This window comes from Stenomitos frigidus ULC18, assembly GCF_003003795.1.
In the GTDB taxonomy this organism is placed as follows: Bacteria; Cyanobacteriota; Cyanobacteriia; order Leptolyngbyales; family Leptolyngbyaceae; genus Stenomitos; species Stenomitos frigidus_A.
This window is the reverse complement of sequence record NZ_PVWK01000079.1, coordinates 82,689-93,772: the sequence shown is the minus strand read 5'-3', so window position 1 is coordinate 93,772 and position 11,084 is coordinate 82,689. Positions and strand designations below refer to the sequence as shown.

Here is an 11,084-nt window from a genome sequence, read left to right as displayed (position 1 = left end):
GCAGATAAGGGGCAAGACAGACCCACTGGTCAGCACTCAAGTCTGTGTCGTATGCTAGTCGTGTCATTGGGGGTCTCCGATCGACCCCTTTACTCTACATGACTACCTTTTCAAACAGGTTCTTAGGCTTTCGTTCAAGAAAGGGTTTCACCATTTCCATCTGCTGCTGCCATTCTTCTTCCGTTTTAGGGGGCGTAAACCAGGTCGCTTCTGCATCAGGACTGCGACGGGCGTATAAAGCTTCCAACGCATCTAAATCGTCTCGATGCGTCAAGATGTAGGCTCGCAGTTCTGACCAGGACATGGTGTCATAGTTCGGCTTCATCTAAAAACCTCCAATTACCGTTGCGGGGAATCACGATTTGAAGCTCATCATTGGCGAAGATGTAAATGATGCCTGAATGGGAGTTGTAGCGGAATAGTTGGATGTCTCGATAATAGTTCGATCGCATCTGGCAAACACAGACGCTGGCAAAGTTTTGCTCGGTAGTCGGCAGAATGGCTTACTCCTTTTAACTGGAAAGCGGCATCATGGCATCAGAATTTTCTTCCGACATAAATTGAGTGACATCTAAGATCTCAATGAGGACTAACTTTTCATCATCAGAATAATGCAGGATCACTTGCCCGTCATCTTCGGCATACGCTATGGGCGCATCTGATAGCTCAACCAGTAAAGCATCCACATCTTTGCTATAACGAATCTTTTTCATCGGCGCTATGTCACTGAAGCTAGCTGCCGATCGCCTTCTGCAAGGTCATGCTTTAAGACCAGAAAGCGGTCTGCCTGTAGAGTCGTCATTGCATACTCACAGCCGTTAGAATCGGCAAATTCAATGAGGAAGTGGTTGCCGTCTTCCCGATCGTACACTTCGACAATGGTGCCTACCAGCCCAACAGGTAGATTCACAGACGCATACTCTGGCTCAACTAAAATTAGCTGTTCAGCCGGAACTGGCTTGAGAAGGGCAACTGTGTCTAATAGTTTCGGTTGCTTCATTACTTTTTAGAGTTGAATGGCTGCCAAAATGTCCTGGGGTAGCATTGTCGGTAAGCCTGAGATTCCTCGAAAGTCTCGAATGTTGTAGGTTGCAAAGTAATCGATCGCAGCTTCAGACGCTAACGCAGCCAACCGTAGATCAAAGATTTTGGCGGAGGTGATTTGTCGAGAAACCGCCAGTTCTAGAGTTTTCTCGATCGTTGCCAGAGTTGGATAGAGGATCTCAAAGGTGCCACTGAGATACGTTCCAGCGATTAATTCGCTTGCTTGAGATGGCGTTAAAGGGCTACCCGTCATTGCAATGGGGTTCGTCAAAACTCGATATAGCTCAACGATGTTTTGCTCGGCGATGATACCTTGAATGCTTTGCTGAAAGGCAGCTTCTAGCAGTGATGCAGCGCCAGAGTGATAAACCGAGGCTTGATCATGCGCGTAGACCAAGACGTTGGTATCAAAGAAGACTCTAATCGGACTCATAAATTTTGTCTCGATTCACGTAATCCTCTTTAACCCCTAGCTTAAAGGTGGGAAAGGGATATTTCCGTTTGGTAATCAGCGTGACAACGACCTCAACTTCATCACCTTCCTGAATATCCTCTGGCAACGCATCGACTAAAACAATGCTTTTGTCTTTGACATATCCTTTCATCACTGCTTCCTTCCTAAGCCTTTTGCCATTATCTCTGCTTTTCCCCTACACCCTATACCCCACACCCTACACCCCTTCTACTATCTCCCACAGCGCATCAATCCCCGCTCCTACACAGTCCTCATCCTGATGCTGCTCAATCCACTGAACTAATGCAGTCTCAACCCAATCGGTCTTTTTGCTTAACTTAACCAAGACAGATTGTGTACGCGAACGTATTGATGAATCTGGAGCCTGAAGCAAGCACAACAGATTATTTACTACAAGCTCAGATATATGCTCTAGCTTACCTAATGAATCTATAGCGCCATAACAAACCCTGGAGTCTGAATCCTGAAGTAGCACCAGCAAACCACTAATTACTTCTTCAGTTGTCTCTCCAAAGCTACCAAGGGCATAAGCAACATTTAGACGAGCCATAACATCTGCATCTTGAATCAGAGCAACTGCTTTTGACATAACACTTTCAGACTTAACCTCTAGCTTACCTAGTGTTCTTAAAGTTGTGGAACGAACTACTGAAACAGGATCTTCAAGCAAAACTTCTAATTTTTGTGTGAACTTTGACTTATCAGAAAGAATATTCAACTGAGTATTCAATTTACCCAATGCTCCTGCTGCCATAGAACGCACTATTCCCTCTTGATCATTCAGCAGTGCCAGTAAACTGTCTATAACTTCTTCAGATGCATTACCTAATGCACCTAACGCGTCTGCATGTAAGCAGCGTATATAAGAATCTGGAGATTGTAGCTTTGTCAGCAATTCCCTTGTAATTACTCCCGTAGAATCTCCTAAACTAGCTAATGCAGATGCAGCACTAGAACGAACTGATGAGTCTGAAATTTGAATTTGCGCCAATAACGCCATAACAACTTCCTCGCAAGAATTGCCTAGCTTCCCTAAAGCTTCTGCTGCACGAGATCGAACGACCATTACTCGATCCTGCAAAAGGGAGCAGAGTCCAACAACTGTCGATTCAGATGATTTGCCTAGTTTGCCTAAAGCTTCCGCGGCACGAGATCGAACATCCGAATATGGATCTTGTAGCCGAGATAGTAATTCAGTGATGACTGGTTCAGAAGCATAACCTAGCTTACCCAGAGCTTCTGCCGTACTAGCTCGAACATGTGATACTTGATCCTGGCGCAGCCTTGTCAGTAGCGCATTTAGTATCTCTTCAGATGCATTACCAAGACTACTTAAAGTAAGAGCTGCTTTAGCACGATCCAAAGCTTCTGGATTTTGAAGATGTAGAAGCAATGCACTGATTGTCGCTTCTCGCTCTCCTAAATCAGCTTGATACTCTAAGAAAAGCCACCGGCTTATGCGCTCCTTTCGATTTTTAAGAAGCCTAAGCGCCTCGGCTTCAAATTCAGTTTCTTCCAAATGACGAGGGATATAGTTTATCTGAGAACGAATTTTGCCTGTAAGCTCTGGTGTCTCACTCACTCCCAACTCAATTAATTCCTCCAAGATTTCTAGCGACAAGCTTGGATCAGCACCTTTCAATCCTTTTGGATCTTCGGTTAGACAGCGACCTGCAAACAGCAAATCGCGGTGGAGCCATTGTTCGTAGGGACTGTTGGCAGTGAGAACTTTACGGATCGCTCTTGCGGCTTTTTTGGGGCTTTGTTGGGCGATGAGGAGGAGCAGCACTTCGCGCCAGTGGGGATCGTGGAGGTGTTGCTCGATGTGCGTTAAGACAATCTCAAAGTCGTCTTCGTTGTCTGCCTGGTAGTTGATGTCTTGCGCGGCGAGGTATTCCTGGAAAGTCTTGTGGACGAAGGCGTAGCAGTCCTGTCCCTGTTCGTTGAGCAGTCCGGTTCTGTCGCGGATGAATTTCACAAACCGTTCAGCCTCTGCTTTCGCTTCGTAGTGCTGGAGTTGCTTGAGCGTTTTGATTTCCTGGCAGAGTTTTTGGATGAGTTCGTCTTTGTCGATGAGCGTGCCGCCTTCGGTGTCACCTGTGTTGCCTTGCGTGTGAATCCAGTACGCGAGACTTTCCATCAAGCGGCGCAGGTCGTCCAGTTGCAGGTATTGGAGGACGGTCTGATTGCTCAGTTCCTTGTTGTCATCCCAGGCAGTGAGCAGCGTTTCCACCGCTTTGTCGTAGAGTTTGTAGCGTTCGCGGGGCAGTCGCGCCTGGTAGCGATGAATCAGGGCAATGATGGTCAGCAGCAACGGATTCCGCGCCAATAACTTGATTCGATCCTGCTGGTTCAACGCCTTCTGCAAACTCTCTTTGCGTCTCAGCGCCTCTGCGGTGTCCTGTATCCGACTCCGATACCACCGATCGCAAAACTCCTCAATCTTCTTATCGTCAAACGGCTGCAACTCATAGTGCGGAAACTCCTCCGTGCGGAAAAAGTCGCGCTTGTACCCGGCAGGACGCGAGGTGATGATGGCGCGATTCTGCGGATACTGTCCCAAAAAGTTTTCGATGCACTGCACGAGATGGTAGCGCTTCGCTTCTTCTGCTACTTCGTCTAACCCATCGAGGAGGATGAGCGCTCGACCATTGTTGAGCCAGTGCTCAAAGAAGCCCTTTGGCAACAGTTTGCAAGACATCGTAGTTTCGGCAAACTGCCGCGCATACTCAGGCAGGGTGACATCAGGCGTTCGTGCCCAATCACGAATCCGAACCAAGATCGGCAGCGGCAATACGTCTGTATGGGTCTGCAATCCTGTTGCATCGAGTCGCAATCCTTCTGCATCCGGATGCATTCGAGTTGTATCGGGCTGCATTGAAGATCGATCGCGATCGATTCCTTGTGTCAGGCGATCGGTTTGAGTTGGATCGCGATCGGTTCCTTCTGTATGACGATCAATTTGAGATCGATCGCGATCGGTTCCTTCTGTATTGCGATCAAGTCCTTCTGTAGAGACATCGCTTGCCGTTGCGATCGCTCCTTGCTGTTCTGCCAGCGTCACTGCAAAGAAACTCATCAGCGTTGTTTTGCCCGAACCGGGTGCGCCCAACAGCACCACCTTCTTCTGATGCTGGTTAAGCAGTTGCCGTGCGGAGAATTTGCGCCCCGATCGTTCAAGCTGCGCCCTCATTCGCTGCTCCTGCAAAAGCTGAGATTGGCGATCGTCCGTCAACCCCTCATCTCCCCATCCCCTCAACCCCTCACCTCCCCATCCCCGTCTCGCCTCCTCCTCCACATCCGGCATCACAAAAATCTGCGCCAACCGCTCGGCTCGTTCCACATCCTGTCCCGGCACCGCAACGCCTGCGAACTTCACGTCATCAAACCAGTTGGCTAACTGCTCTAGATAATCGGCTTGCGCCACCTGAAACCGAATCGCGGTAATAGCATCAAAGTAGGCGTTCGCAAAGGCTTTGAGCCAGGGTTCCAGCGTTTCGTCTTGCACTGAAAGGGTGAGATCGATCGCAATTTGCTTTGCTGCCTGCACCAACATTGCTACATCTGGCGCACCCTCTTGCTCCAGAGGCTTCTGCAATTCGCGCTGCACTTCTGGATGTTCGAGCAGTGCTGCCAAAAAGGTATCGGTATCTTTGTCGGTCGAACGGTAAAAAACTGGATTGCGCGCTTTTTGTCCGCGATCGAACCCACCTGACTCCTTCAATCCAACTTCCAACGCTCGTTGTAGTTCGGTTGGGTTCAGCTTATCTTTCACCGCTTTTGCGATCGCGCCTGCTACCTTCGGCAACGCGACTTTGACCAATCCACCTGCGATCGCTTCAAATACCATAGGGCTTCGACCAAATTGCTCTGACCGTATTATGGCGTAACGGCTTTAGACCTCGGAGGTTTTGCAAACCTCCGAGGTCTGAGGACCTTGGGAACTTGACGAACCATTAGCACGATCGTTCTGCTATAAGGACATCATGCCTTTTCATCGCTTCTACAACCGTGCTGAATCCTAAACCTGTCTGCGATCGCTGGTTTGCTACGCGCCAAATTGATCCCGGACTCTATTGCATTAGCGAAATTCACTATTGGGAATGGAACCGCGCGAATCTGTGGCTCATCAAAGGGCAAAAATAGGATTTGCTGATTGATACGGCATTGGGCGTAGCGAGTTTGCGCCAGCACATTGCCTCGTTGATTGATAAACCGCTCCTCGCGATCGCCTCTCACATTCACTTTGACCATGCAGGCGGACTGCCCGAGTTCGACCACCGAGCCATTCATCCTGTTGAAGCCGAAGCCTTGCGATCAGGCGATAACCATGCGGCTGTCTGCTCTCGTGAACTGGGCTTTGTGCTGGATGAGCACTTCGAGCAGTTGCCCTACGCAGGCTTTACAGCGATGCAATATACGCTCCACCGTGCCGAACCCACCCAGCTTTTGCAAGAAGGCGACGTGCTGGATCTGGGCGATCGTGCCTTTGAAGTATTGCACCTACCCGGACATTCACCCGGTAGCATTGCGCTCTACGATGCCAAAAATCAGGAACTCTTCTCTGGCGATATCATTTACGATGGCGACCTGCTCGATCAACTGCCCGGAAGCAATATCCCCACGTATATTGCCACGTATGAGCGCTTGCAGAGGCTGCCAATCGACACCGTTTATCCCGGTCATTACAACACCTTTGGGCGCGATCGCACTCCCATTCGGGCACCGATAGGCAAGCAAAGCGAATAAGCCGTGGGCTGTCCTCAGTGTCAACCGCCCTCGTTCCAAACATTTGCCCTCTATGGCAACCGCTTTGGCGGCATTGAACCGCAATTCAAGGATTACAAGTCTGCAGCGTTTGAGCTGCTGCGCTCGTTTTAGTGGCAGTCATGTGGCTTATCCCTGATCGTCGCATTGAGCGGACGCTAATCTCCCCTAAACAGCCTTAGCGTCATTTTGTTGCCCAGGGTTTTAGAGTTACACCATTTCTGAGTCGCAGCAGGCACCAATTGCTTGTCCAACAGCGCCTATTTTTGGGGTTTCACTAAAAGTGCTACCCTTATCTGAACCATGCTGGGTTCGTTTATGTCGCAGAAAAATGAAACTCCAGCGCTACTGCTGGCATTCCTACTTACGGTTGGGCTGTTGGGTGCTGGTTTTTTGTGGTTGATGCCGAAAACAGGCATCAAACTGGGTACTCAGCTGACAAACCAGGAAGCTTTATCTATCGACGATCGCATCAGTCAAGGCGAACGAAACTTAGTTCAGGCAGAAATCAAAGCGGATAACCCTGCCTTTGCACAGGCGAAGCAGGCAGGCATCCAGTCAATGGCTTTAAGACGTTATGGCGAGGCGATTCCACTGTTTGAATCAGCATTGCGAAGCGCGCGGAATGCACCTGAGACATTGATTTATTTGAATAATGCCCGTCTTGGCATTAACCCCTCCTATACGATCGCGGTAGCGGTACCCATTGGCAGTGACCTTAACGGCAGCTTAGAAATTTTGCGGGGAGTGGCTCAGGCACAGACAGAACTGAATGGAGCGGTCGGGAGCCAGGCTGTACCACTCAAAGTCTTGATCACCAATGATGACAATAACCCTGAGACAGCCCGACAAATTGCCAAGACGCTGGTGCAAATGCCTGATGTGTTGGGAGTCGTCGGGCACTATGCCAGTGATGTCACACTAGCAGCAGGGAGTGTTTATAACGCTGGCGGACTGGTGAGCATTTCTCCGATTAGCTCCACTGTGAAACTGTCTGGTTTTGGCAAATACATCTTCCGAACAGTGCCGAGTGATTATGTTGCCGCAAGAGCGTTGGCAGACTATGCTGTCAAACATTTGCAACTCAGAAAAGCAGCCGTGTTCTTCAACTCTCAAAGCGCTTACAGCCAATCGTTGAAAGCCGAGTTTGTCACTGCGATCGCCCTTTCAGGTGGACAAATATCAGATGAATTTGATCTGTCGGCTCCCAACTTTAGCGCTGCACAAGCGGTTGATCAGGCACTGAAACAAGAGGCCAAATTGCTTATGCTGGCAGCCAACACAGGCACGCTCGATCAAGCACTTCAGGTCGTGCAGATCAATCAGCGCCGCTTGAGTCTTTTAGGCGGGGATGATGTGTATGCGCCGAAGACGTTAGAGGTTGGCGGGCAACAAGCACTCGGTATGGTGCTGGCAGTGCCGTGGCATATCGACGGCAATGTTAAAGCTTCCTTTCCCGGTCAATCGAGGAAACTGTGGGGTGGTGATGTGAACTGGCGCACGGCTACGGCGTATGATGCAACGAAAGCACTGGCGGCCGCGATCGCCCGTAATCCCACCCGCGCAGGCATACAGCAAGCATTGGCATCGCCTGATTTTGCGGCAACAGGAGCCTCAGAAGCCGTACGGTTTTTGCCATCGGGCGATCGTAATGTTGGGATTCAACTCGTGAAAGTCTCTCCTGGCAAACGCTTTGGCTCAGGCATCGATTTTGTTCCCGTTGCCTGGTAGCACCGTAGGGGCGGGTTTAGTAAGTCGTTCGCTGCTTTGCTGTTAACTTAACGGCAAAACTCGCCCCTAAAGGCATCTGCAACAATCACAATTTAATTTGGGAAACAGGTAGAATCGCAACACCTTACGCCCCTACTGGCGCGATCGCATAACGAAACATGCTGCTTAGAGAGCTATCTTCGTGAATGCGCCAGATCGTTTCGCCCAGCAAATTGGCGACGGAAAGCACTGTGAGCCGTGGGAAGCGATCGCCCCCTCACCTGTTAAGCGATGAGAAGCATACCTGGTGGCTGGGGGAGCGAGTTTATGTCGCAACCACTGTGGCAACAGGCTGTATTTCAGGCGCTGAGTTATCCCCTACAGCAGGAACCGAAGACTTGCATAGAGTGTTGGCTCAAGTGGAGGCTGACCTGGCAGAACTGCAAAAACCAATTTCACCGACGACTGTAACTCCATTGTTCCTCACAGAAGGCAGTCCCTGAAGCGTCTTGCAAGCGCCTTGCAACCCGGTGCAACGGGTTTCGCACCGTTAGCCCGGATTTGAAGCACGGGTAGGTGAGCAACGGAGCAGTCAGCCTTTCAAGACGGTTGTCAGTCAATCAGCACTGAATCTCACGCAGCAAACATCTCGCTTCTTTTAACCGCGCTGAACCATTGCTTTCCAAGCATTTTTGCATCAACAGGGTTAGCTTTAGCAACACCTCGACTAGTAAAACATCGCTTTAGAATAACGTTGAGATCAGGTTGTTAAAATGACTGTTCTTCAGCGCCATCTGTACATTGTCAATTACTTTTAGGTTTCATTAGTGATGACTTTCTCGCTATAAATCACTCGATTGAGTGTAGGCGAATGTGCTGTGAATTGATAGAAAAATATTGTGATCAGTAGACGTTGAGATTTGTTTCGACTCACCTGTCGCAGCCACCAATAAATTGAAGTAATTGGTTCTCAGAGTTGGCGGCGGCTTGCTTACTGCTGCATGACTCAACGCCAAACATCATGCCTGTGTGGAACGATAGCAATTCTCCTGGAAGCGTGAGGAAGTCCTGGTATCAGCAGTCAGTCAAACATTGATTGCTGATCATTAATTGATCGAACCTTACGCCCAAAGGTTTGAACACTGCTATATGCAACGACCTCGCAATAGTGAGGAAAGACCATTGGCGACAGACCTCATCAGTCGAGAGAAGCTGTATTCAAAAGCCTTCTATCAAAAACAAAGAGCCTTCTCTATGCGTAATTCTGGAACTCGCGCTGTAACTATTAGTATTGGTTTGCTAAAGCTAGGAAGCGTTGAACGTTGCTCTTGAACGCACATTCTGTTCCTTCTTGGTACTGAATGTATTACTTTTTCTTACGATAACCGGATTGCGATCGTGTATTGTCTGAATCATAAGGAATATCTGAGAGCCGTAGACGATAAAGCAGTTATAGCAACTGACGTTACAACGTCAAAGTCCTGGTGTGTAGGAGTTGAGTTCTATCGTTTATTCAGACAGCTGTTGATTAAGTAACGCAACAGAACGTTCATTTCAGCCCCCAATGAACCTGACAACTATGAAGTACTTAGAAAGCTTGGATAATCTACTCCAGTCGGTCTTGGAAAGTTTTATCGATGGTGTTTTAGTCCTTACCGATCAGCATGATCTTGTTTATGCCAACACAGTAGCGCGTGCCATCTACGCTCAGCTCTGGCACAACGATACTGACCCTTTACCACGCGAAATTCAGCGCATTTATCAGGCCTTGCTCGACAGCAAGAACCTGTATCCCAATCAGCCAGTCGTGCTTGAGTCGGAAATAGTGACCCCCAAGACAACCTTCCGCATTCGGGCTCAATGGCTTGCACTGGAGGTCGCCTCACGTCCTTGCCTCCTGCTACGGCTGCAAGACCAAAATCAATCGGTGCAAAGCTTAGCACTTGCCGAAGCTCAAAAATGGGGTTTGACACCCCGCGAAACCGAAGTCTGGTTGCAACGACGATCGGGCTACAGCCGCAAGGCGATCGCGGCTAACCTCTACATTGCTCTAGATACCGTTAAGAAGCACCTGAAAAACATTCACCTCAAGCAGCAGGCACTGAATGCGGAAGCAGAATGGCAAGCGAGTCAAGCATCGTAAGGCATGAATCCAATGAACTAACCCAATTTTTCAGAGTTCGCTAATATGGGTAGCTTGTGCAATGTAGATGAGCATCTCCTTATGAAACGACTTTTCATTGCCGTCTCTTTGGCGTTAGCAGGTGTTGGTGCGGTTGCGTTTTACTACTGGCAGCAAGCAACTCAATTGCCTGCCTGGTACACGTCCAGTCAAATTGAGCCAACCGCGCAAGCGGATCAACCAACCGCTATTGATCCAACCGTGACGGCTGCCTCTGAGCAACCTGGAGATCGCACTACCATGAGTAAGCAAGCCCCCGCCCAGACAATCGCTGGGGCAAATAAGTCTAAGGCTCCAGCAACGACTGTCCCGTCAATGGCTCAAAAACAGCCAACCAAGACACACCTTCACCAGAACGAACTGACGCAGCTTTTTACAACTGAAATTACGCGCAAAGCTGAAAGTAAAAAACTAGGTAGTGCGTTGAAGGGTGCCAATACAACGATGCAAAATGGCACGGTTGAAAGTGGTGCGGTGGTTAACCTCAGCGATATCACGCCCGAACAGCTACCGCCTGACGAACGTGCGTTCTTCTCTAAACTTGTGACTGCGTTTCCTGAGGTCACTCGCCAAAGCTTTTATATTGGCGTTGAGGGCAAGCCCACGATCAAAAATGGTCAAGCTCAGTTGGACAACAACCTACGCGTCAAGTTAGGCAACCTCAGCTTTACGCCAGCGCAACTTTCCCAACGCTTGGGCATCCCTGAAGAGCAGATACGCCAGCAGCTTCAGCTTCAGGTGCAGTTAGGCAATCTAAAAGCCAAACAATCCCAATTGGCAGACGATCGCCCAGTCGATGAGAGTGGCTCTAACTAAGGTAGTGTCCGTCTAGAACAGAGCCGCTGTGACACTTTGGTTCCCTCTAAACGGTTACTTTTTTGCTAACAGCAGTACATTTAAAGGCAC

General features: G+C 49.3%; 13 protein-coding genes and 1 pseudogene. 7 read left to right on the top strand and 7 right to left on the bottom strand.

The annotated features are described in order from the left end of the window. Positions 1-94: 94 nt before the first annotated feature. The 7 genes from C7B82_RS13655 to C7B82_RS13625 form a co-directional block, all read right to left on the bottom strand. On the bottom strand, positions 95-325 hold the full coding sequence (locus C7B82_RS13655) for a DUF6887 family protein (RefSeq protein WP_106256827.1): 231 nt from the start codon (positions 323-325) through the stop codon (positions 95-97). Then, entirely contained in the window at positions 309-497 is a 189-nt protein-coding gene (locus C7B82_RS35115) for a DUF6888 family protein (RefSeq protein ID WP_106256826.1), read from the bottom strand. Before C7B82_RS35115 ends, C7B82_RS13655 begins: the two co-directional genes overlap by 17 nt. Positions 498-512: 15 nt before the next feature. Next, the gene (locus tag C7B82_RS13645; protein WP_106256825.1) at positions 513-713 is read right to left on the bottom strand and encodes a DUF2283 domain-containing protein; all 201 of its coding nucleotides are present in this window, start codon (positions 711-713) and stop codon (positions 513-515) included. A gap of 5 nt (positions 714-718) precedes the next feature. Continuing rightward, positions 719-1,000 (bottom strand): DUF4926 domain-containing protein, encoded by a 282-nt coding sequence (locus tag C7B82_RS13640; protein ID WP_106256824.1) that lies wholly within the window; start codon positions 998-1,000, stop codon positions 719-721. Between the two features lie 6 nt (positions 1,001-1,006). After that, on the bottom strand, positions 1,007-1,477 hold the full coding sequence (locus C7B82_RS13635) for a type II toxin-antitoxin system VapC family toxin (RefSeq protein WP_106256823.1): 471 nt from the start codon (positions 1,475-1,477) through the stop codon (positions 1,007-1,009). Next, the gene (locus tag C7B82_RS13630) at positions 1,464-1,649 is read right to left on the bottom strand and encodes a PhlB family protein (RefSeq protein ID WP_106256822.1); all 186 of its coding nucleotides are present in this window, start codon (positions 1,647-1,649) and stop codon (positions 1,464-1,466) included. The genes C7B82_RS13635 and C7B82_RS13630 overlap by 14 nt, the downstream gene beginning before the upstream one ends. A 66-nt stretch (positions 1,650-1,715) precedes the next feature. After that, a complete protein-coding gene (locus tag C7B82_RS13625; RefSeq protein WP_181357482.1) occupies positions 1,716-5,369 on the bottom strand; it encodes a HEAT repeat domain-containing protein in 3,654 nt (1,217 codons plus the stop codon). A gap of 161 nt (positions 5,370-5,530) precedes the next feature. On the opposite strand from C7B82_RS13625, the gene C7B82_RS34285 reads away from it, so the two are divergent. The 7 genes and pseudogenes from C7B82_RS34285 (at position 5,531) to C7B82_RS13595 (ending at position 10,994) form a co-directional block, all read left to right on the top strand. Then, on the top strand, positions 5,531-5,665 hold the full coding sequence (locus C7B82_RS34285) for a hypothetical protein (protein ID WP_281258973.1): 135 nt from the start codon (positions 5,531-5,533) through the stop codon (positions 5,663-5,665). A 3-nt stretch (positions 5,666-5,668) separates the two neighbouring features. Then, positions 5,669-6,268 carry an MBL fold metallo-hydrolase gene (locus C7B82_RS13620; protein WP_281258972.1) on the top strand — a complete coding sequence of 200 codons (600 nt, stop codon included), beginning with the start codon at positions 5,669-5,671 and terminating at the stop codon, positions 6,266-6,268. Position 6,269: 1 nt separating this feature from the next. Then, positions 6,270-6,394, top strand: a pseudogene (locus C7B82_RS13615) (IS4 family transposase); the annotation flags it as partial. Between the two features lie 195 nt (positions 6,395-6,589). After that, positions 6,590-8,017 (top strand): ABC transporter substrate-binding protein, encoded by a 1,428-nt coding sequence (locus C7B82_RS13610; protein WP_245939885.1) that lies wholly within the window; start codon positions 6,590-6,592, stop codon positions 8,015-8,017. A 185-nt stretch (positions 8,018-8,202) separates the two neighbouring features. Further along, the gene (locus C7B82_RS13605; protein ID WP_146141150.1) at positions 8,203-8,499 is read left to right on the top strand and encodes a hypothetical protein; all 297 of its coding nucleotides are present in this window, start codon (positions 8,203-8,205) and stop codon (positions 8,497-8,499) included. Between the two features lie 1,076 nt (positions 8,500-9,575). Continuing rightward, positions 9,576-10,139, top strand: a complete 564-nt coding sequence (locus tag C7B82_RS13600) for a helix-turn-helix transcriptional regulator (RefSeq protein ID WP_219904355.1) — start codon at positions 9,576-9,578, stop codon at positions 10,137-10,139. 81 nt (positions 10,140-10,220) lie between these two features. After that, on the top strand, positions 10,221-10,994 hold the full coding sequence (locus tag C7B82_RS13595; protein ID WP_106256819.1) for a hypothetical protein: 774 nt from the start codon (positions 10,221-10,223) through the stop codon (positions 10,992-10,994). Positions 10,995-11,084 lie beyond the last annotated feature (90 nt).

Coding starts and splice junctions, on each gene's coding strand:
- C7B82_RS13655 (WP_106256827.1), bottom strand. CDS start 325: ATGAAGCCGAACTATGACACCATGTCCTGGTCAGAACTGCGAGCCTAC.
- C7B82_RS13645 (WP_106256825.1), bottom strand. CDS start 713: ATGAAAAAGATTCGTTATAGCAAAGATGTGGATGCTTTACTGGTTGAG.
- C7B82_RS13640 (WP_106256824.1), bottom strand. CDS start 1,000: ATGAAGCAACCGAAACTATTAGACACAGTTGCCCTTCTCAAGCCAGTT.
- C7B82_RS13635 (WP_106256823.1), bottom strand. CDS start 1,477: ATGAGTCCGATTAGAGTCTTCTTTGATACCAACGTCTTGGTCTACGCG.
- C7B82_RS13630 (WP_106256822.1), bottom strand. CDS start 1,649: ATGAAAGGATATGTCAAAGACAAAAGCATTGTTTTAGTCGATGCGTTG.
- C7B82_RS13625 (WP_181357482.1), bottom strand. CDS start 5,369: ATGGTATTTGAAGCGATCGCAGGTGGATTGGTCAAAGTCGCGTTGCCG.
- C7B82_RS13610 (WP_245939885.1), top strand. CDS start 6,590: ATGCTGGGTTCGTTTATGTCGCAGAAAAATGAAACTCCAGCGCTACTG.
- C7B82_RS13605 (WP_146141150.1), top strand. CDS start 8,203: ATGCGCCAGATCGTTTCGCCCAGCAAATTGGCGACGGAAAGCACTGTG.
- C7B82_RS13600 (WP_219904355.1), top strand. CDS start 9,576: ATGAAGTACTTAGAAAGCTTGGATAATCTACTCCAGTCGGTCTTGGAA.
- C7B82_RS13595 (WP_106256819.1), top strand. CDS start 10,221: ATGAAACGACTTTTCATTGCCGTCTCTTTGGCGTTAGCAGGTGTTGGT.